17 protein-coding genes and 8 tRNA genes are annotated in these 18,701 nt (G+C 73.8%); 12 read left to right on the forward strand and 13 right to left on the reverse strand.

The window, feature by feature from the left end:
• Positions 1–20: 20 nt before the first annotated feature.
• Positions 21–446, reverse strand: coding sequence for a thiol-disulfide oxidoreductase DCC family protein (locus OG715_RS10475; RefSeq protein WP_266275252.1), 426 nt, complete (start codon positions 444–446; stop codon positions 21–23).
• Between the two features lie 186 nt (positions 447–632).
• Between OG715_RS10475 and OG715_RS10480 the strand changes: the two genes are divergently transcribed.
• Positions 633–2,276 (forward strand): hypothetical protein, encoded by a 1,644-nt coding sequence (locus tag OG715_RS10480; protein ID WP_266275250.1) that lies wholly within the window; start codon positions 633–635, stop codon positions 2,274–2,276.
• Between the two features lie 80 nt (positions 2,277–2,356).
• Here the strand turns inward: OG715_RS10480 and OG715_RS10485 are convergent, their stop codons facing one another.
• The 4 genes from OG715_RS10485 to OG715_RS10500 all read right to left on the reverse strand — a co-directional run bounded on the left by OG715_RS10485 (position 2,357) and on the right by OG715_RS10500 (position 6,840).
• A complete protein-coding gene (locus OG715_RS10485; protein ID WP_266275249.1) occupies positions 2,357–2,917 on the reverse strand; it encodes an HIT family protein in 561 nt (186 codons plus the stop codon).
• 72 nt (positions 2,918–2,989) lie between these two features.
• Positions 2,990–4,969 carry a threonine--tRNA ligase gene (thrS, locus tag OG715_RS10490; protein ID WP_266275248.1) on the reverse strand — a complete coding sequence of 660 codons (1,980 nt, stop codon included), beginning with the start codon at positions 4,967–4,969 and terminating at the stop codon, positions 2,990–2,992.
• Positions 4,970–5,068: 99 nt separating this feature from the next.
• Positions 5,069–6,253 carry a hypothetical protein gene (locus tag OG715_RS10495; RefSeq protein WP_266275247.1) on the reverse strand — a complete coding sequence of 395 codons (1,185 nt, stop codon included), beginning with the start codon at positions 6,251–6,253 and terminating at the stop codon, positions 5,069–5,071.
• Between the two features lie 32 nt (positions 6,254–6,285).
• Positions 6,286–6,840, reverse strand: coding sequence for a DUF4365 domain-containing protein (locus OG715_RS10500; protein WP_266275245.1), 555 nt, complete (start codon positions 6,838–6,840; stop codon positions 6,286–6,288).
• Between the two features lie 153 nt (positions 6,841–6,993).
• Between OG715_RS10500 and OG715_RS10505 the strand changes: the two genes are divergently transcribed.
• On the forward strand, positions 6,994–7,761 hold the full coding sequence (locus tag OG715_RS10505) for an exonuclease domain-containing protein (RefSeq protein ID WP_266275243.1): 768 nt from the start codon (positions 6,994–6,996) through the stop codon (positions 7,759–7,761).
• A 71-nt stretch (positions 7,762–7,832) separates the two neighbouring features.
• On the opposite strand, the gene OG715_RS10510 is transcribed toward OG715_RS10505, so the two are convergent.
• The 3 genes from OG715_RS10510 to OG715_RS10520 form a co-directional block, all read right to left on the reverse strand.
• A tRNA-Val gene (locus OG715_RS10510) sits at positions 7,833–7,904 on the reverse strand.
• 207 nt (positions 7,905–8,111) lie between these two features.
• A tRNA-Val gene (locus OG715_RS10515) sits at positions 8,112–8,183 on the reverse strand.
• A 124-nt stretch (positions 8,184–8,307) separates the two neighbouring features.
• Complete coding sequence (locus OG715_RS10520; RefSeq protein WP_266277336.1) at positions 8,308–8,757, reverse strand: TIGR02611 family protein; 450 nt, start codon at positions 8,755–8,757, stop codon at positions 8,308–8,310.
• Between the two features lie 278 nt (positions 8,758–9,035).
• Between OG715_RS10520 and OG715_RS10525 the strand changes: the two genes are divergently transcribed.
• Positions 9,036–9,449 carry an SsgA family sporulation/cell division regulator gene (locus OG715_RS10525; RefSeq protein ID WP_030056266.1) on the forward strand — a complete coding sequence of 138 codons (414 nt, stop codon included), beginning with the start codon at positions 9,036–9,038 and terminating at the stop codon, positions 9,447–9,449.
• A 515-nt stretch (positions 9,450–9,964) separates the two neighbouring features.
• Positions 9,965–10,534 (forward strand): CGNR zinc finger domain-containing protein, encoded by a 570-nt coding sequence (locus tag OG715_RS10530; RefSeq protein ID WP_093862815.1) that lies wholly within the window; start codon positions 9,965–9,967, stop codon positions 10,532–10,534.
• A 31-nt stretch (positions 10,535–10,565) separates the two neighbouring features.
• Here OG715_RS10530 and OG715_RS10535 read toward each other — a convergent pair whose 3' ends face one another.
• Entirely contained in the window at positions 10,566–11,105 is a 540-nt protein-coding gene (locus tag OG715_RS10535; RefSeq protein ID WP_266275241.1) for a hypothetical protein, read from the reverse strand.
• A 188-nt stretch (positions 11,106–11,293) separates the two neighbouring features.
• Between OG715_RS10535 and OG715_RS10540 the strand changes: the two genes are divergently transcribed.
• Complete coding sequence (locus OG715_RS10540; RefSeq protein WP_266275240.1) at positions 11,294–11,803, forward strand: DsbA family protein; 510 nt, start codon at positions 11,294–11,296, stop codon at positions 11,801–11,803.
• Positions 11,804–11,826: 23 nt separating this feature from the next.
• Here the strand turns inward: OG715_RS10540 and OG715_RS10545 are convergent, their stop codons facing one another.
• The 3 genes from OG715_RS10545 to OG715_RS10555 all read right to left on the reverse strand — a co-directional run bounded on the left by OG715_RS10545 (position 11,827) and on the right by OG715_RS10555 (position 14,731).
• Positions 11,827–12,669 carry a GNAT family N-acetyltransferase gene (locus tag OG715_RS10545; protein WP_266275239.1) on the reverse strand — a complete coding sequence of 281 codons (843 nt, stop codon included), beginning with the start codon at positions 12,667–12,669 and terminating at the stop codon, positions 11,827–11,829.
• Positions 12,670–12,765: 96 nt separating this feature from the next.
• Entirely contained in the window at positions 12,766–13,596 is an 831-nt protein-coding gene (locus OG715_RS10550) for an aminotransferase class IV (protein ID WP_266275238.1), read from the reverse strand.
• Positions 13,597–13,669: 73 nt separating this feature from the next.
• Positions 13,670–14,731 carry a chorismate-binding protein gene (locus OG715_RS10555; RefSeq protein ID WP_266275236.1) on the reverse strand — a complete coding sequence of 354 codons (1,062 nt, stop codon included), beginning with the start codon at positions 14,729–14,731 and terminating at the stop codon, positions 13,670–13,672.
• Between the two features lie 301 nt (positions 14,732–15,032).
• On the opposite strand from OG715_RS10555, the gene OG715_RS10560 reads away from it, so the two are divergent.
• The 6 genes from OG715_RS10560 to OG715_RS10585 all read left to right on the forward strand — a co-directional run bounded on the left by OG715_RS10560 (position 15,033) and on the right by OG715_RS10585 (position 15,653).
• Positions 15,033–15,105 (forward strand) — tRNA-Gly (locus OG715_RS10560).
• A 40-nt stretch (positions 15,106–15,145) separates the two neighbouring features.
• Positions 15,146–15,219: transfer RNA gene (locus OG715_RS10565), tRNA-Cys, on the forward strand.
• Between the two features lie 34 nt (positions 15,220–15,253).
• Positions 15,254–15,328 (forward strand) — tRNA-Val (locus OG715_RS10570).
• Between the two features lie 28 nt (positions 15,329–15,356).
• Positions 15,357–15,428, forward strand: a tRNA-Val gene (locus tag OG715_RS10575).
• 40 nt (positions 15,429–15,468) lie between these two features.
• A tRNA-Val gene (locus tag OG715_RS10580) sits at positions 15,469–15,540 on the forward strand.
• 41 nt (positions 15,541–15,581) lie between these two features.
• A tRNA-Val gene (locus OG715_RS10585) sits at positions 15,582–15,653 on the forward strand.
• Positions 15,654–15,931: 278 nt separating this feature from the next.
• On the opposite strand, the gene OG715_RS10590 is transcribed toward OG715_RS10585, so the two are convergent.
• Positions 15,932–16,132: a hypothetical protein gene (locus OG715_RS10590; RefSeq protein WP_266275234.1), complete on the reverse strand. Its 201-nt coding sequence runs from the start codon at positions 16,130–16,132 to the stop codon at positions 15,932–15,934.
• Between the two features lie 438 nt (positions 16,133–16,570).
• Between OG715_RS10590 and OG715_RS10595 the strand changes: the two genes are divergently transcribed.
• Positions 16,571–18,700 carry a serine/threonine-protein kinase gene (locus OG715_RS10595; protein ID WP_266275232.1) on the forward strand — a complete coding sequence of 710 codons (2,130 nt, stop codon included), beginning with the start codon at positions 16,571–16,573 and terminating at the stop codon, positions 18,698–18,700.
• Position 18,701 lies beyond the last annotated feature (1 nt).

Consider the following 18,701-nt stretch of genomic DNA (forward strand, 5'->3'; position numbering starts at 1 on the left):
GAACGTCAGCGCCCCGAACGTCAGCGCCGCGGCAGCGCGCAGGCCGCCGTCCCACCCGGCATCCGGTGCCGGTAACGCGCCACCCAGCGGTACACCAGCCCCGCCACCGGCCGCACCGGCGCCAGCGCCAGCACCCCGCCCAGGTACGCCCACGCCCCGCCCGAACGCATCAGCAGCCGCGCCACCGCCTGCGCCCCGCCGTACACCCGGCCGGCCGGCGTCACCCAGAGCACTTCGCGCTCCGCGCGCTCCCACGACACCTCGCCGCGCCCCCCGGCCAGGGCGTCCAGCGCCGCCAGGTCCGCGAACTGGAACGGCACCGCCTCCCAGCCCCCCGACGCCAGCGTCTGTCGCAGAAAACGCTCCGCCCAGGTCGCACACGTCGTGCAGAACGCGCAGTCCCCGTCGAAGACCAGAACCGGATCCGTCAGCGCATCGCTCTCCATGGCGCCCATCGTGCCCCATCCCTCCCGGCAACAGGCCGCCGGGGCGCGTCGGACAGCCGAAACGTGGGCATCATGCCCCACGGGCCCGACGTGGCCCGTTCGTGACGCCAGTTCAGACGATCATCCGCGCACCGGTACCCCGGCGCGGTACCCTGCCGCAGGACAAGGGGAGGAGGGGACGCCACCGTGACCACACTCGACATGACCCCGGGTGCGCAGATACCCCGGACCGACGCCGGCCCGCAGACCGCCGGCACCCAGGCGCTCTCCTCGGCCGCGTACCGCGACGCCGAACTCACGGGCGACGCCGGGAAGCTCGACGGAGCCACCGCCAAGAAGGGCCGCTTCGCCCTCTTCGCGCCGAACTTCGGCGAGGCCTTCAGCAAGGCGCTCATCTCCCGCGCCCTCGGCGGCGACCGCAAGCCCCTGGTGCCCGCCTTCGGCGTCGACACCCGCCAGGTCGTCGAGCACTGCCTCGCCGCCGAGGAGATCCGCCGGGGCCGCGACCGGCAGCTGTCCACCGTCTCCGTCGTCACCGGCCTGCTCTTCCTGCCCGGCACCCTGCTCTGGCTCGGCACCTTCCAGCTCCGCGCCTGGCTCAGGCGCGACAACCCCAAGAACGCCGGCGTGTACGGGGGCGTCGTCCTCTTCCTCGCCGCCGCCGTCGCCGTCCTGCTCGCGATCAAGCCCCCGGCCGGCGGCATCCTCGGCCTCTACCTGCGCATCGTCATGCTCGCCCCGGTCGTCGGCTGGTACCTCGCCAAGCGCATCGTCGTCCGCACCGCCCTCGACCTGCGCGCCCGCTGGCTGCAACTCGTCGAGGGCAACGCCGTCGCCGCGACCGTCCCGATGGCCGTCCCCCGCGACGACCTCGACAAGAAGGCCGCCGACCTGCGCGCCAAACTCGGCCGGCTGGAGTCCGAGCAGGAGACCAACGTCCACCACTACGCCGGACCCAAGGGCATCCTCGGCGCCGGCCGCCGCTGGGGCGAGTGGAAGCTCATCGACACCCTGCGCCCCGCCGAGGGCCAGATCGACTTCCGCCAGTTCCACCCCTGGGACCTCGTCCGCAAGATCTCCGGCCACCTCAAGGCCCTCGGCATCAGCGAGGTCGCCAACAGCGGCATCCCCGGTGTCCGGATCAAGCAGTGGGTCGTCTTCGAGGTCGGCGAGAACGCCGACGAGATCAGCCGCCCCGGCAGCGCCGACATGGACGGCGACCACATGCGCGACTTCGCCGTCCAGGCCATCGCCGACAAGCAGACCTTCGGCGGCGGCCCCCGGCACTACCTCTCCACCCAGTTCATCACCCACGACGGCAAGCTCGTCCTCACCTTCACCGTGACCGTCGCGCTGCTCGCCAACACCCTCAACGTCACCGTCGCGGCCTTCGCGCTCGGCCCGATCAACGGCTACTTCTTCGACAAGCCCAAGGACAAGGAGAAGTCGGTCGCCAAGACCGTGCGGTTCTGGGAGGAGCGCACGGTCAAGCTCCCGCTGATCGACAACGACGAGGTCGTCCGGCAGGCCGTCCGCGCCCCCTTCTACCGGATGCCCGGCCTGCTGTCCTGGCTCGGCGGCGGCCTCGGCCTGCCCGAACCCTTCGGCCTCCGGCACATCTGGGCCGGCCAGCCCTGGGACACCCGCACCATGGCCGACAACGCGCTCAACGTCTCGCACCCGGTCATCGGCGCCGTCCACACGGCGACGATGGAGTTCCTCGCCGAGCACGACCTCGACACCGAACGCGCCTTCAAGGGCCGCGCGGCCGGGCTCAAGGCCGAGGCCCAGGGCAGCCGGCCGTTCAAGGTCGACCGCTACGACGCCTGACCGTCCGCCCCGCGACACGAGGAGGGCCCCCGCCGACCCGGAACGGTCGACGGGGGCCCTCCTCGTGCCAGGCCCGACCTCTAGTCCACCGGCCAGGCCTCGGCCAGCATCTTCCGGGTGTCCGCCAGCAGTTGCGGCAGCACCTTGGTGTGGCCGACCACCGGCATGAAGTTGGTGTCCCCGCCCCAGCGCGGCACCACGTGCTGGTGCAGGTGCGCGGCGATACCCGCCCCCGCCGCGGCGCCCTGGTTCATCCCGATGTTGAAGCCGTGCGCGCCCGAGGCCGCGCGCAGCGCCGTCATCGCCTTCTTGGTGAACACCGCCAGCTCGGCCGTCTCCGCCTCGTCCAGCTCGGTGTAGTCCGCCGCGTGCCGGTACGGGACCACCATCAGGTGCCCGCCGTTGTACGGGTACAGGTTGAGCACCGCGTACACCGAACTCCCGCGCGCGACGACCAGCCCGTCCTCGTCGGTGAGCGACGGGATCGAGCAGAACGGACAGCCGTCGTCCGGAGCCGGGCCGGTGGGCTTGTTCTCGCCCTGGATGTAGGCCATCCGATGGGGGGTCCACAGGCGGCGGAAGCCGTCCGGCTCCCCGACGCCCCGCTGCAGTTCCGGCTCAGTCGTCATGCTGATCAGCATATTCGCCCGCCCCTGCTTGCAAAGCGCGCGGGGCGGACTCCCTGAGGAGCCCGCCCCGCGCACCCGGTCGGGTCAGACCTGGATGCGACGCTCCACCGCGTCCACGATCTCCTGCACGGCCTCGGCCAGCGGGACACCGTTCTTCTGCTCGCCGTTGCGGTAGCGGAAGGAGACCGCGCCCGCCTCGACGTCGTCGTTGCCGGCGATCAGCATGAACGGGACCTTGGTCTTCTGAGCGTTGCGGATCTTCTTCTGCATCCGGTCGTCCGAGGTGTCCACCTCGACCCGGACCCCGCGCTTCTTCAGCTCGGCCGCGACCTCCAGCAGGTACGGCACGTGCTCGTCGGTGATCGGGATGCCGGTCACGGTGACCGGAGCCAGCCACGGCGGCATGGCACCGGCGTAGTGCTCCAGCAGCACCGCGAAGAACCGCTCGATCGAGCCGAACAGCGCACGGTGGATCATGACCGGCCGCTGGCGCGAGCCGTCCGCCGAGGTGTACTCAAGGTCGAAACGCTCGGGCAGGTTGAAGTCCAGCTGGATGGTCGACATCTGCCAGGTCCGGCCGATGGCGTCCCGCGCCTGCACCGAGATCTTCGGGCCGTAGAAGGCCGCGCCGCCCGGGTCCGGGACCAGCGGCAGGCCCTGCTTCTCGGCCACGGCGGCGAGGACGGCGGTGGCCTCCTCCCAGGCGTCGTCGCTGCCGACGAACTTCTCCGGGTCCTTGGTGGACAGCTCCAGGTAGAAGTCGGTCAGACCGTAGTCGCGCAGCAGGTTGAGCACGAAGGTGAGGGTCGAGTCGAGCTCGTCCGCCATCTGCTCGCGGGTGCAGTAGATGTGCGCGTCGTCCTGGGTGAAGCCGCGGGCGCGGGTCAGGCCGTGCACGACGCCGGACTTCTCGTACCGGTACACGGTGCCGAACTCGAACAGGCGCAGCGGCAGTTCACGGTACGAGCGGCCGCGCGCGTCGAAGATCAGGTTGTGCATCGGGCAGTTCATCGGCTTGAGGTAGTAGTCCACGCCCTCGTCGAGCTGCATGGGCGGGTACATACCGTCCGCGTACCAGTCCAGGTGGCCGCTCTTCTCGAAGAGCTTCCCCTTGGTGGCGTGCGGGGTGTAGACGAACTCGTAGCCCTCCTCCTCGTGCCGGCGGCGCGAGTAGTCCTCCATGGCGCGGCGGATGATGCCGCCCTTGGGGTGGAAGACGGCGAGGCCGGAGCCGATCTCCTCGGGGATGGAGAAGAGGTCGAGCTCGTTGCCGAGCTTGCGGTGGTCGCGCTTGGCGGCCTCCTCCAGGAACTCCAGGTGCGCCTTGAGCTCGTCCTTGCTCGGCCAGGCGGTCCCGTAGAGGCGCTGGAGCATCGGGTTCCGCTCGCTGCCGCGCCAGTAGGCGGCGGCCGAGCGCATGATCTTGAACGCCGGGATCATCCGGGTGCTGGGCAGGTGCGGGCCGCGGCAGAGGTCGCCCCAGCACAGCTCGCCGCTCTTGGCGTCCAGGTTGTCGTAGATGGTGAGCTCGCCGGCGCCGACCTCGACGTCGGCGCCCTCGCCGGCGGTGGCGGCGGAGCCCTTGAGGCCGATCAGCTCCAGCTTGTACGGCTCGCCGGACAGCTCCTCGCGGGCGGCCTCGTCGGTGACGACGCGGCGCGAGAACTTCTGCCCGCGCTTGATGATCTCCTGCATCTTCTTCTCGATGGCCTTGAGGTCATCGGGGTGGAACGGCTTCTCGACGTCGAAGTCGTAGTAGAAGCCGTCCTTGACCGGCGGGCCGATGCCGAGCTTGGCCTCCGGGAAGAGCTGCTGCACGGCCTGGGCCATCACGTGCGCGGTGGAGTGGCGCAGGATGTCGAGGCCGTCGGGGCTGCCGATCACGACCGGCTCGACCTCGTCGCCGTCCTGGACGGCGTAGGCGAGGTCCTTGAGCTGGCCGGCGATCTTGGCCGCGATGATCGAGCGGTCGTCCGCGAAGAGCTCGGCGGCCGTCGTGCCCGTGGTCACCACGCGCTCTTCCCGATCGGGTTCGCGGTTGATGATTACCCGGACGTCCGTCACCGGTCTCTCCTGACGTGCTGGATTCAGAGGACGCAGCACAGCGCTGCGTCTGACGATGGTACCGAGACCGGTGGCCCCACCGTCACCTCCGTACCCCTCCTATGCCTCCCTCCCCTCCCCCAGGGTCTTGAGCAGCCGCTCGCGCTCGGCGTCCTCCAGTCCGCAGGGCTCCGGGGCGGAGGGGCGGGTGAGGCGGCGGAAGCCGCCGCGCCGTTCCAGGCGGCCGGAGATCCGTACGGGGGTGCCGGCCAGGTGGGCCTCGGCGGCGAGCCGGTAGGCGGCGGCGGGCAGCCGCACCTTGACCTCGTCGACCTCGGCGCCGCCGAGCACCCGCAGCCGGACGCTGCCGGGCCCGGCGGGGTCGGCCCGCTTGAGCCGGACCACGAGGCCGACCAGGGTGACGGCGACGGCGGGTTCGAGGCGTTCGAGCAGTTCGGCGGCCTCGGCCAGGGCCGGCAGGTCGCCGGGCGAGAACTCGACGGCGGTCCGGCGGTCGCCGAAACCGCCCGGGGTGCCGGCGGCGGCCGACCAGGCGACGGTGAAGCGGCTCGCGGTCGCGCCGCGCACGAGGTCCTGGACCGCGTCGACCAGCTCGCGGCTGACCCCGGACTGGACGGCGTTCTCGAAGGCCTCGGCGCCGCCGCTGACCCGGCGGTAGTCGACGGCGTCGCGCAGCGCCTCCAGGGCGCGGACCAGGGTGGTGATCGCCGCCCGGCCCTCGGGGGCGGGGCTGTGGGCGGTGAGCCCGGGGCCGTCGGCGACGACCAGGACCCGGTCCAGGAAGTCGCCGGCCCAGGTGTCCAGGCGGGCGCCGAAGTAGGCGGCGCGGGTGCGGCCGGCCTTGGCACCGGCGGCGAGCATGGCGCGGGCGGCCCGCCGGAGCCGTTCGGTCTCCTCCCAGGGCGCGGTGCCGGGCGTGGCGGCGCCGGGCGGTCCGGTCGGGTCGCGGTGCCAGTGCAGCTCGTCGCCGGGGACGGCGAGGGCGAGCAGGATGGCCCGGGCGGAGGGGCTGGCGGAGCGGGACAGCGCGGTGACGGCGTCGGTGAGCAGGTCGACGGCGTCGTCGAAGCCGTCGCCGGCCGGGACGAGCAGGCTGACGCCGGGGTCGGTGCCCTCGGGGGGTGTCCAGCGCCCGTAACGGGCGGAGGGTCCGCCGCGCCGGACCCAGCCGTGCCGGGCGAGCAGGGTGGCGAGCACCGCGGGATCGACGGAGGCCGGATCGGGCAGCGGCCCGGTCGGCGGTTCGCCGGGTGCGGGGCGCAACGGCCCGTGGGGCAGTGTCATGGAGCGGCTCCTCCCGGCCGGGGGCCGGGCCGTCACGGGCTGCCGCCCGCGCCGACCCTGGCCATGATGTCGCACAGGGCGCGGTCGTCGAAGACCTTCGCGGTGGGGACTCGGACGTTGGTCCGGCGCTGCCCGGTGACGGGGTGGCCGGCCAGGTTGACCCAGTAGCAGCAGTGCCGCAGCTCCAGCGCGTCGGGCCGGGCGGCGAGCCAGCGGTCCACCCGGCGGGGCAGCAGCATGACGACGAGGATCCGGGGCACCGCGACCCGGGGCCGGGCGAGCTTGCGCAGGTGGTCGTTGTCCAGGGTGAAGGAGAAGAAGGCGCCGCGCGGGTCGGGCGCGATCTGCTGGGTGGCCTTCAGCTGGATCTTGACGGTGACCTCGTCGTCGACCTGGTGGCTGCGCGAGCCGTGGCTGACGTGCCAGTCGATGCCGTTGTCCGGGAACGGCTGCGAGAGCGAGCAGCCGGCCGCGGCGACGACCGCGTGCAGATAGCCGACCTGCAGGGTCTCCATGCAGGCCGTCACCGCCAGATCGCCCCGCAGGACGGCCGCCGCCCCCTCGGGCTGCGGCTGCGTCAGCGCCATGACCGTCCGTCCCTCCCCCGTCCCCCCGGCCGGTCCGGATTCGAACACGGCACCCGAGGGCAGGGTGCCCGGCCGGTGTGCCGCCAAACGGTTGAGGGGGCGTCAGGGGCGGGTATCACCGGGGCGGGAACACGCTGTTTTCGAGGGGCAGTCATGCAGCAGCACTGGTTCACCGGCCCGCTCGCCTCCTTCGACACCGAGACCACCGGCGTGGACGTCGAGTCCGATCGCATCGTCTCGGCCGCCCTGGTCGTCCAACCCGCCCCGGGCGCGGCCCCGGTGGCGACCAGCTGGCTCGCCGATCCCGGCGTGCCGATACCCGACGGGGCCCGTGCGGTGCACGGGATAGACGACGCGAGGGTGCGGGCGTTCGGGCGCCCGGCGGCGGTGGTGGTGGCCGAGGTGGCCGCCGCGCTGGCCGAACAGGCCCGGGCCGGGCGGCCGGTGGTGGTGATGAACGCGCCGTACGACCTGACGCTGCTGGACCGCGAGCTGCGCCGGCACCGGGGGACGTCGCTGGCCGAGGCGACCGGTCCGGCGGCGCTGCTGGTGCTGGACCCGCGGGTGCTGGACAAGCACGTGGACCGCTACCGCCGGGGCCGGCGGACGCTGACGGACCTCTGCGCGCACTACGGGGTCGAGCTGACCGGGGCGCACGAGGCGGCGGCGGACGCGACGGCGGCACTGGAGCTGGTGCGGGCGGTCGGCGCCCGGTACCCGGGGGCGCTGGGCGGGCTGACGGTGGGCGAGCTGCATCTGCGGCAGGCGGTGTGGCACGCGGCGCAGGCCCGGGGGCTGCAGGCATGGTTCGACCGGTCGGGGGCGGACGAGCGGGTGGACCTGTCCTGGCCGATGCGCCCGGCCCGGTGCGGTTGCGGGCGGCGGCTGTCGCCGGAGCACGACTGCGAGGTGGCCGCGTAGGGGCGGGCCCGACGCGCACGAACGCCGCAGGCCCCGACCGGTGTTCCGATCAGGGCCTGCGTGCTGTCCGGTGGGCGATACTGGGATCGAACCAGTGACCCCTTCGGTGTGAACGAAGTGCTCTCCCGCTGAGCTAATCGCCCGGGCAACGAGAAGAACAGTAGCACCATTCGGGGGGTGCCGTACAACTCGTTCGGGGAGTGCCGCCCGACGCCCCCACAGAACTCCGCGCGGTGCGGAAGATGACTGCGCCTCAGGACATTCCCCGACACCGTTCACCGGATTGCGGGAAATACATGTGAGGCCCAGCCGATAATCGGCTGGGCCTCACATATCACAATGCATTCCGGTGGGCGATACTGGGATCGAACCAGTGACCCCTTCGGTGTGAACGAAGTGCTCTCCCGCTGAGCTAATCGCCCGGGTGCAGGGAAAACATTACCGCATCCCGGAGGGTGGTCCGAACCCGCTCTCCCCGGCGGTCCGACCACCGCCCCCGGCCTCGCCCTCACCCGGACGGCCCCGCCCGGCGGGCGGGCGGACGGCTCAGTCCTCGTGGATCTTCCAGGGCATGACCAGCCCGTACTTCCACAGGTACCAGCCGCCGAGCGCCGCGATCACCACCACACCGATCGCGGTGAGCGTCAGGTTGCGCCGCCGCACCTTCGGATCCAGGGCCTTCTGGGCCGCCTCGGCCACCTTGCGGCGGGTCCAGCGCAGCGCCAGCTGGGCCCAGACGAACTCGGTCGCCCAGATGCCCATACCCAGGAAGATCACCACCCAGCCCGGTCCCGGCAGCGGCAGCATGACCACGCCGAGCGCCACGACGGCGAGGCCGACCAGGAAGACGGCGACCTGCCAGCTCAGGTGCAGCGGGCGGGAGCGGCGGATGAAGCGCGGGGCCCGCGAGCCGAGCGGCCTGCCGCCGTCCGCGCCGGCCTCCGCCGCCCCCTCCCCGCCGGAGCCCCCACCGCTGTCGTCCGCCCCCGTCGGCACCCCCGTGTCGTCCGGCACGATCACATCCCCCGTTCCGGTGTTCCCGCCCGCGTCACCGCGTGCCTTGTCGCTTCGCACAGTCATGCCAGGAAACTAACCGAGAAGGGCTCCGGTAATCGCCCGGAGGCCGGTCTGTGGCGATTCCGCAATGCGCCGTAAGGGGTACGACTCGCGCCCGAATCGGGACAGAGGGGTTTACATCGGTCTTGGAGGTGGGATGGTCCGTTCGCCGACGTGCGATTCCCCGAGCGCACACTGAGCGAAAGGCCATGGCGCTTATGAACACCACGGTCAGCTGCGAGCTGCACCTGCGCCTCATCGTGTCCAGCGAGTCCTCACTGCCCGTCCCCGCGGGCCTGCGCTACGACACCGCCGACCCCTATGCCGTGCACGCCACGTTCCACACCGGCGCGGACGAGACCGTGGAGTGGGTGTTCGCCCGAGATCTCCTCGCGGAGGGGCTGCACCGACCCACCGGTACCGGCGACGTCAGGGTCTGGCCGTCGCGCAGTCACGGGCAAGGGGTGGTCTGCATCGCCCTGAGCTCTCCGGAAGGAGAAGCCCTGCTGGAAGCCCCGGCCCGGGCGCTTGAGTCTTTCCTCAAGCGGACGGACGCCGCCGTGCCCCCCGGCACCGAACACCGTCACTTCGACCTCGACCGGGAGCTGTCCCACATCCTCGCCGAAAGCTGACCGACCGGAGGCGGTCACGCCCCGCTGTCGGCGGGGTCGTCACCCCTGCCGTCACCGCTGCCGTCCTACTCGGGGGCACGGCAGCAGACTCAGCCGCGCACGACGCGGTCTCGGGGCAGGTGACGAAACGGTTCACCCCGACCGGGGTGGGCCCGCAGCACCGCACGCGCCCGGCACCGGAGCCGGCCATCCCACGGGTGGCCGGCCTCGCTGTCGGGCGCGACCGTTTTCCGGCGCTCCCCCACCGCTCTCCCCGCCGGTCTCCCCCGCGCCCTCCCGTTCCCTCCCCGCCCGCACGGACGGCCGTGCCCCCGGACGCGGCCCCGACTGCCCGGGAGTCCGCCCCGGCGGGCACCGCCCGGCCCGGCCCCCGGAAGAAACTCCGTACAGACCTACGGAATCCGTACGCGTCTTCGAAGCAAGCCACCGCCGGACCCCTCGCCGCCCCGGTAGGGTCTGGGAATGACCCGTAGTCGCGGGGTGCCCACGGCCCCCTCCGCACGAGGAGCCTCCACGTGCTGATCACCCATGACACCGAGTGCGCCCTGAGCATCCTCGTCGAGCTGCTCAACACCGCACCCGAGGTGTGCGGCACCGAGCTGCTGCCCGACACCGCGGCGCTCGACGCCTTCGTGGTCCGGCAGGAGATCAGCGAGATCGACTCCCTCACCGAGGACGACCTGCGCCAGGTGCACGAGCTGCGCTCCCGGCTGCGCGAGGTCTTCGGCACCGAGTCCACCGAAGAGGCCGCCGAGCAGGTGAACGCCCTGGTCGCGGCCGCCGGGACGACACCCCGGCTGACCAACCACGACCACCACGGGTGGCACATCCACTACTTCGCGCCGCACGCCGCCCTCGGCGACCACCTGGCCGCCGAGCTGGGCATGGCGCTGGCCTTCATCCTCACCGCGGGCGAGCGCGAACGGCTGCGCCGCTGCGAGGCGCCGGACTGCGCGAGGGTGTTCGTGGACCTCTCGCGCAACCGCTCCCGCCGCTACTGCGACAGCCGGACCTGCGGGAACCGGCTGCACGTCGCCGCGTACCGGGCCCGGCAGCGCTCCGCGGAAGCGGTGCCCTCGGCCTGAGCGGGCGGGGCGGCCGGGGGCACCGGGCAGGTCAGAGGCCGCGCCGGCGCAGGATCTCCTCGATGTCGGCGAACTCGTCCAGACCGCTGTCGTTCTTGCCTGCCTTGGCTGCCTTGCCCGGCTTCCCGGCCTTGCCCGCCCTGCCGCGCTCGGCCCCGGCGGCCTCCTCGGCGCGCTTCGGGGCCGGCCCGGCGGCCGGGGTACCGGCGGCCGGAGCCACCGCGGGTCGGGCCGGTGCGGGCCCGGCGGCGGCCGGACGGGACTCGCTCCCCCCGGTCACGGCGCCGCGGCGGCCCGCCCAGCGGGTGGCGGCCAGCAGACCGGCCGAGACACCCAGCAGCACGATGCCGGTCCACACCCGGGGGTCGAGGACGAGCTTGGTCGCCCAGTCGGCCAGCTCGTCGCCGATCGTCCGGGCCACCGGGAACAGGCCGGTCAGATAGAGGCCCAGCGGCAGCAGCGCGACGGCGAACCACCGGGTCGCGGAGAGGAAGCGCCGACGGTAGGCCCGCAGGCCCGCCACGGCCACCCCGGCCGCCGTGAGCGCGACACTGACCGCCGCCGTCAGCACGGCCGCCTCCCCTCGCCCGTCGCCGCCCCGGTACCCGGGGCCGTCCTGCTGATCGGGGCCGTCGCGGCCGTCACCGCCGCCCCGTCGGTCGGAGTCGTCATCCCGTCGGACCTCCCGTCGCTCCCGGTCTGGCCGGGCCCGGCCGCCGACCGTCCTGGCGGGGGCCCCACAGGTGGAACACTGGAGGCATGATCGAAGGTTCCCTCCCCCGTCTCGAGTTCTGGTGCGAACTCCAGTGCCCGGACTGCCGCACCGCCCTGGACGACGTCCGCGAACTGCGCGCCCGCTACGGCGACGCGCTGCAGGTCGAGCTGCGGCACTTCCCGCTGGAGAAGCACAAGCACGCCTACGCCGCCGCCGAGGCCGCCGAGGAGGCGTTCGCCCAGGGCCTCGGCTGGCCCTTCGTCGAGGCCCTGCTCGCCCGGGTCGAGGACCTCTCCACCCGCGGCACCGAGGTGCTGCTCGAGGTCGCCCGCGAGGTCGGGGTCGACCCCGAGGAGGTGGACACCGCGCTGGTCGACGGCCGGCACATGCTCACCGTCGACGCCGACCAGGCCGAGGGCCGGGCGATCGGCGTGAAGGGCACCCCGACCTATGTGATCGCCGGGCAGCGGTTCGACGGCGGGCAGAGCCAGGACGGCCTGCTGGAGCGCCTCGTCGCCGCCGTCGAGGCCGCCGGGGCCGCCCGCACCGCCTGACCCGGGCCGGCCGGCCCGGCGGCTCACAGCAGCTGCTTGCCGTAGACCCGGTTGGTGACCCGGTAGCCGAGCGAGTCGTACAGCCGGACCGCGACCTCGTTGCCGCTGAAGACGTTCAGCCCGAGGTCGCGGACCCCGGCCGCCAGGCACTCGCGCTCCGCGAGCCGCATCAGCGTCCGCCCGTGCCCGCGACCCCGGTGGGCGTCGGCCACCTCCACCACCATCACCCAGCCGAGCGGCGCGCCGTCCGACAGCTCACGGACCCGCAGCGCCAGCCAGAGCGAACCCAGCGGCTCCTCCCCCGCCCCGTGCAGCCGGCGCAGCGCCACACCCGGGGTGCCGGCCCCCTGCGGCAGCAGCTTCAGGTGGTCGGCCTCGGCCTTGGCGCGGGCCTGCTCCTCGCCCAGCCCGGAGGCCAGCAGATCGCTCACATAACCCGCCTTGGCCTCGGCCAGCCAGGCCGGGAACGCGTCCTCGTCGATCGGACGGGCGGCGACGCCCCCCGGCAGCGCGGGCGGCCCGTCCAGCCGCTTGATCATGTTCCGCATCCGCTCGGTGTAGCCGAGGGTCACCGCGAGCGAGCGGGCGATCCGCGCGGTCTCCGGGATGTCCGCGTCCACCCGGACGCAGCCCCAGCCCCGCAGCACCTCCTCGGCGGCCAGCGCGGCGATCGTCCCCCGGCCCCGGCCGCGCCCGCTGCGCACCTCCAACTCGGCTATCTCGCCCCAGACTCGGTCGCCCCGGGGGACGGCCGTGGTGCGCAGCCCGCCGACCGGGCGGCCGTTGACGCAGATCTGCCAGCGTCTGGTCCGGCCGCCCGCGGCGGTGGGGGTCTCCTGGCTCTCGGGGCGCAGCGTGATGGTCATGTCCCGCTCCCTTCCCCGCCGTCCGGCTGTTGTACCGGCCGGGGCCCCTCGGGCGTGCCCGGGGTGCCGGGGGCCGGGGGCCGGGAGCCGGGGGTCTCAGGGGTCGAGGTCGTCGCCGCTGCGCCGGGCGAAGGCCGTCATGGCCGCGAGCGTGACCGGGCCGGGGCCGGGGAGTTCCCGGTCGTCGATCCGGGTGACGGCCTGGACGTCGCGCAGGGAGGAGGTGAGGAAGACCTCCTCGGCCTGCTGGAGGGCGTCCAGCGGCAGGTCGGCCTCCTCGGCGCCGCACCAGTCGACGACGAGCTGCCGGGTGATGCCGGCCAGGCAGCCGGAGGCGAGCGGCGGGGTGAGCAGCCGGCCGTCGAGGACGACGAAGACGTTGGAGCCGGTGCCTTCGCAGAGCCGTCCCGCGGTGTTGGCGAGCAGTGCCTCGGAGGCGCCGATGCGGTGGGCGGCGGCGAGGGCGACGACGTTCTCGGCGTAGGAGGTGGTCTTGAGTCCGGCGACGGCGCTGTGCTCGTTGCGGCGCCAGGGGACGACGGCGACGGCGGTGGTGTCGGGGCGGCGGGCGGCGGTGCCGAGGGAGACCACCAGGGTGGGGGCGCCGTCGCCGCGTTCGGAGCCGAGCGGCGCGGTGCCGCCGGTGTAGGTGAGGCGCAGCCGGCCGAGCGGCATCGGGTTGGCGGCGAGGACGGTGTCGCAGGCCTTGCGGACCAGGTCGTGGTCGGGGTCGGGCAGTCCGAGGCCGCGGGCGGAGCGGGTGAGCCGGTCGAGGTGGCGGGTGACCGCGAAGGGCCGGCCGTCGACGGTCTTCATGGTCTCGAACACGCCGTCGCCGGTGGTGAGTCCGTGGTCGAGGACGGACAGGGCCGGGTCCGCGGAGTCGACGAGGGTGCCGTTGACCCAGCTGGTGGTCGGGTGCTGCATCGCGGGGGGCTCCTCGCGGGACGGGCACGGGCCGGCCGGGTCCGGGTGGCGGCCGGTGCGGTCCGTGTCGGGTTCAGTCGGTGTCGGGGTACGTCTCGGCACCCGACGCTATCGCGACCAGGCGGGCCGCCTTCAGTTCGGTTTCCGCCCATTCTCGTTCGGGGTCGGAGTCCCAGGTGATGCCGGCGCCGGTGCCGAAGCGGAGTTCGGGGGCCGTCGGGTCGGTCCGGTCGATCCAGAACGTGCGGATGCCGACGGCGAGTTCGGCCTCGCCCCGGTCGGCGTCGACCCAGCCGACGGCGCCGCAGTAGGGGCCGCGGGGCGCGGTCTCCAGGGCGTCGATGATCCGCAGGGCGCTGGACTTGGGGGCTCCGGTGACGGACCCGGGCGGGAAGGTGGCGGAGAACAGCCCGGGCCAGCCGGCGTCCTCGCGCAGGGTGCCCTCGACGGTGGAGACCAGGTGGACCAGTCCGGGGTGCTTCTCGACCGCGCAGAGGTCGGGCACGGTGACGCTGCCGGTGGCGCAGATCCGGCCGAGGTCGTTGCGGACCAGGTCGACGATCATCACGTTCTCGGCGTGGTCCTTGTCGAGCAGGTCGTGCTCGGTGCGGCCGGTGCCCTTGATCGGGCCGGAGGCGACGGTGCGGCCGGTGCGGCGCAGATAGAGCTCCGGCGAGGCGGTGGCGATCTCCACGCCGTGGCCGGGCAGCCGGACCGTTCCGGCGTAGGGGGCCGGGTTGCCGTGGGCGAGCAGGCCGGTGAGGGCGTCGATGTCGGAGCGGTCCGGGTCGGGCAGCGGGGCGGAGAGCACCCGGCAGAGGTTGGCCTGGTAGACCTCGCCGGCGGCGATGTGCTCGCGGATCCGGCGGACGCCCCCGGTGTAGGCGGCGCGGTCGAGCGAGCTGCGCCAGCTGCCGGCGGCCGGGCCGAGCCAGCCGGCGCCGGAGGGCGCGGCCGGCGCGGGGCGGACGTCGTCGAAGCGGGCGCAGGTGAGCCGGCCCTCGAAGTCGTGGGCGACGGCCCACCAGCCGGTGGAGTCCAGCGCGGCCGGGTCCGAGGTGAGGTCGCGCAGTCCGGTGGCGACGCGGCCGCCGAAGCGGGCGAGGGGCTGCTGAAGGGCGGGGTGGCCGGACACGGTTCTCCTGCACAGGGCTTTGCGAGGTTGCGGTGCCTGCAGTGTAGGTCGAGAGGAGTGAGCAGAGCCGGGCGTCGCGCGGGCGTACGCCGGGTGACCTGCGGGTGTCACTCAGGGTGTTCCGCCGCCCCCGATGGGTCCGTCCGGGGCGGTCGGACCCGGGGCGACCCGGGGGCGTCGGGCGGGGACCCCGGGGGCACGCTGCGGGAACGGATTTTTAGCTGGCCCGGGAATCCGCTAGAGTTCAACACGTCGCCAGGGAGCGCAGCCGGGAAAACCGGTGAAGATCCCCGGGAGACAGGCGGACGTGGCTCAGTTGGTAGAGCATCACCTTGCCAAGGTGAGGGTCGCGAGTTCGAATCTCGTCGTCCGCTCGACGAAGGACAGTGTAAGGTCGTCTTTCGAGTGTTGCCTGGTGGAGTGGCCGAGAGGCGAGGCAACGGCCTGCAAAGCCGTGTACACGGGTTCAAATCCCGTCTCCACCTCCAAGAGGATCGCCCGGTTCTGCCGGGTGTCCTCCCCGCGCGATTAGCTCAGCGGGAGAGCACTACCTTGACACGGTAGGGGTCACTGGTTCAATCCCAGTATCGCGCACCACGCCCGGTTCCACCGAGGCACCAGCCCCGCGCGATTAGCTCAGCGGGAGAGCACCACCTTGACACGGTGGGGGTCACTGGTTCAATCCCAGTATCGCGCACGTCGGATCCTCCGGGATCCGCTGCGGAAGCACCGCACCAGCGCGATTAGCTCAGCGGGAGAGCACTACCTTGACACGGTAGGGGTCACTGGTTCAATCCCAGTATCGCGCACGTCAGGCCCTCCGGGGCCTGCTGCAGAACCGCCTTACCAGGCGCGATTAGCTCAGCGGGAGAGCACTACCTTGACACGGTAGGGGTCACTGGTTCAATCCCAGTATCGCGCACAGTGACGGCCGGGGCCGCGACTCGTTCGAGTCGCGGCCCCGGCCGTTTTCGGCGTTCCGCCCCGGTGCCCGTGCGGTCCGCGGGGGGCCGTGCGCTGTGGGCCCTGCAACGGAAGAGCCGCGTACGGTCGCCCTCACCGACGTCCGTACGCGGCATCTCCGCCTGCCGGGGCGCTCTGCGCGCCGCACTCGCCCGTCCGCGAGTTGTCGCGGCGGCGGCCTCCCCGGCGGCACCGGCTCCCCGTCCCCAGGGGATCAGTGCCAGCTTGTGGTGCGCGTCAGTGGCCGATCAGATCGGCCACCGCCTGCGCCTGGTTCGCCATCTGCTCCCAGCCTCCGAACAGGACGGCCAGCAGCACCGCGCAGGGCAGTGCCATGGCCACCGCCACCGCGGGGTGCCTGGTGGGCTCCGCGGCCTGCGGCTGAGTGAAGGCCGGCCGACGGCGGCGGGAGGTGGGTCCCGTGTGCTGCGCTGCCATGCCCTGACTCCTGATTCGTGAGCTCGGCCGGTGGTGGAAGGCGGAACGGTGGTGCACGTGGACGCGGTGGACGGCTTACCTCGGGGGACGAGCTCCCCGTCCACCGCTGAGAACAACGGTATGGCGCGAGGGGGTTGGCGGACGTCATGCCGTCGTACTGTTCTCCGGGCCTCCCGGAGGATGACGCCCGGACCTGGGGCCTACTACCGCAGGCGGAGACGCCCGCCGCGGCTCCCCCGGGGGAACCCTGAGAGGGGACCCCGAGAAACGATTCGGCACCGCCCCGCCGACTGTCAGTCCAAGATCCGACAATCGGACGGTGGCTTCAGGTGTTGCGTATCAGCACACCGCAGCAGGCAGTCCGTAAGCTGTGCCGGACAGGAACTGACGACGCCCCACTCGACGGGGCCTCACCGACAGTCTGACGGGGAAACGGGAATGACGATGATGCGGCTGAGGCGTGAGGACCCCCGCATCGTCGGGCCGTACCGGCTGCACCGGCGGCTCGGGGCCGGCGGCATGGGCGTGGTCTACCTCGGCTCCGACCGCCGGGGGCAGCGGGTCGCGCTCAAACTGATCCGGGCGGAACTGGCCGAGGACGTCGAGTTCCGCACCCGCTTCGCCCGCGAGATCGCCGCCGCCTCCAGGATCCGGGGCGGCTGCACCGCCCGCGTCATGGGCTCCGACATCGAGGCCGACCGGCCCTGGCTGGCCACCGCGTACGTCCCCGGACCCTCGCTGTACAAGCGGGTCGGCGACGAAGGGGCGCTGGGCTGGCCCGAGGTCGCCCGGATCGGGGCCGCGCTGGCCGACGGGCTGGTCAAGGTGCACGAGGCCGGCGTCGTCCACCGGGACCTCAAGCCCTCCAACATCCTGCTGTCGCCGCGCGGGCCGCGGATCATCGACTTCGGCATCGCCTGGTCGCGCGGGGCGAGCACGCTCACCCACGTCGGCACCGCCGTCGGCTCCCCCGGCTTCCTCGCCCCCGAGCAGGTCCGGGGGGTCGCCGTCACGCCCGCGACCGACGTCTTCGCCTTCGGCGCGACGCTCGCCTACGCGCTCACCGGGGACACCCCGTTCGGGTCCGGCGCCTCCTCGGAGGTCATGCTCTACCGCGTCGTGCACGAGGAGCCCGACCTCACGGCGGTGCCGCCGCAGCTGGCGCCGCTGATCCGGGCCTGCCTGGCCAAGGAGCCCGCCGAACGGCCCGGCGCGGCCGCGCTGCACGAGCGGCTGAGCGAACTCGCCGCACGGGGCGCGGGCAGCGGGTCCGGCGGGCCGTTCGGCCGGGGCCGCGGGGCACGCGGCGAGGCCGCCGGACGGGACGACCCGGCCGGTCGGGCCGGGGCCGTGCCCGGGGCGGCGGGCCCGCCCGCCGAGGGACGGCCCGGGCACGGCGGCACGGACCGGCCCGGCGCCACCACGCGCCCGGCCCGGACGGCACCGGCGGGAGCGTCCGCCGCCGCGCCGCACGGCGTCCCGGGGCCCGGTCGGGCCCCCGACCAGGCGGCGGCCCGCGCCCGGGCCGGCGGAATCGGCCGGACCGGGGCGCCGTCCGGCGGCGCGGCGCGGCGGGCCCCCGGCCCCGGGCACGACAGCAGCCAGGCGGTCACCGCCCCGCTCCCCCGGCCCGAGGCCGTCCAGGCCACCCGGCCGATGCGCGAGCGGCAGGCCACGCCGCCGCCCGGACGGGAGCGGGTCCAGCGGCCCGGTCGGCCGCGCGACCGGCAGCACACCCCGGTGCCCGGCGGGCGGCCGGGCACCGCGCGGCAGCAGCTGCTGCGGCAGCGGCTCGTGGTGTTCGTGACGGTGACGGTCGGAGTGGCGCTGGCCATCGCGGCGGCGCAGGGGTGCGAGAACCGCGACAACCAGGGGCTGCGGCCGTCCGTCAGCGCCTCCGCCGCGCAGGGCCCGACGGGCGCCCCCGGGGCCGCTGCCGGGGCGGCGGGGGCGGGGGAACAGACGAACGGCGGGACGCCCCCGGCCGGGGCCGGGCTCTCGGCGGACGGCATCGCGCCGTCGACCAGCCCGCTGGCGGCCGCGGCCCACGGCGCCCCGGCGGCCGGGGACGCCGCGCTGGCACCGCCCCAGGGCGCCGGGCCGGCGGTCGACTGGCCGAACCGCTCCTACGCCGACCCGGCGGGCGGTCCTGCGGTCACCCTGCGGGACGGCCGCTCGGCGGGCCCGGGGCCGCAGGTCGTGCTCAGCGCCGTACTCCCGGCGCGCTACAGGGGCGGACCGGCGGCGCTGGTCGTCCTGCGGCGCTCGGAGGGGTCGGTGCCGGTCGACCTGGTGCAGCTCTTCTCGTTCACCGGGGACACTCCGGTGGCCCTGACCTCGCGTTCCTCGGCGGCGGATCCGCAGGCGGTCGCGACCTGGCGGCTGGAGAACGGCGCGCTGGTCCGCGAGGAGCGGGTCGCCCAGACCGGGGCGGTCACCTCCACCCGCTACGCGCTGCGGGCGGACGGCACGCTGGACGAGTCCTGGCCCGGTTCGGCCACCACCACCCCGGCGGTCACCCCGCCCCCGGCCGCCGCCCCGGCACCGCCCACGGCCCCGACGGGCTGAC

The organism is Kitasatospora purpeofusca (assembly GCF_036010405.1).
Taxonomy (GTDB): Bacteria; Actinomycetota; Actinomycetes; order Streptomycetales; family Streptomycetaceae; genus Kitasatospora; species Kitasatospora purpeofusca.

Excerpts from the sequence above, each read along its gene's own strand:
- OG715_RS10475 (WP_266275252.1), bottom strand. The coding sequence starts at position 446 with ATGGAGAGCGATGCGCTGACGGATCCGGTTCTGGTCTTCGACGGGGAC.
- OG715_RS10485 (WP_266275249.1), bottom strand. The coding sequence starts at position 2,917 with ATGCTGATCAGCATGACGACTGAGCCGGAACTGCAGCGGGGCGTCGGG.
- OG715_RS10495 (WP_266275247.1), bottom strand. The coding sequence starts at position 6,253 with ATGACACTGCCCCACGGGCCGTTGCGCCCCGCACCCGGCGAACCGCCG.
- OG715_RS10500 (WP_266275245.1), bottom strand. The coding sequence starts at position 6,840 with ATGGCGCTGACGCAGCCGCAGCCCGAGGGGGCGGCGGCCGTCCTGCGG.
- OG715_RS10505 (WP_266275243.1), top strand. The coding sequence starts at position 6,994 with ATGCAGCAGCACTGGTTCACCGGCCCGCTCGCCTCCTTCGACACCGAG.
- OG715_RS10525 (WP_030056266.1), top strand. The coding sequence starts at position 9,036 with ATGAACACCACGGTCAGCTGCGAGCTGCACCTGCGCCTCATCGTGTCC.
- OG715_RS10540 (WP_266275240.1), top strand. The coding sequence starts at position 11,294 with ATGATCGAAGGTTCCCTCCCCCGTCTCGAGTTCTGGTGCGAACTCCAG.
- OG715_RS10545 (WP_266275239.1), bottom strand. The coding sequence starts at position 12,669 with ATGACCATCACGCTGCGCCCCGAGAGCCAGGAGACCCCCACCGCCGCG.
- OG715_RS10550 (WP_266275238.1), bottom strand. The coding sequence starts at position 13,596 with ATGCAGCACCCGACCACCAGCTGGGTCAACGGCACCCTCGTCGACTCC.
- OG715_RS10590 (WP_266275234.1), bottom strand. The coding sequence starts at position 16,132 with ATGGCAGCGCAGCACACGGGACCCACCTCCCGCCGCCGTCGGCCGGCC.
- OG715_RS10595 (WP_266275232.1), top strand. The coding sequence starts at position 16,571 with ATGACGATGATGCGGCTGAGGCGTGAGGACCCCCGCATCGTCGGGCCG.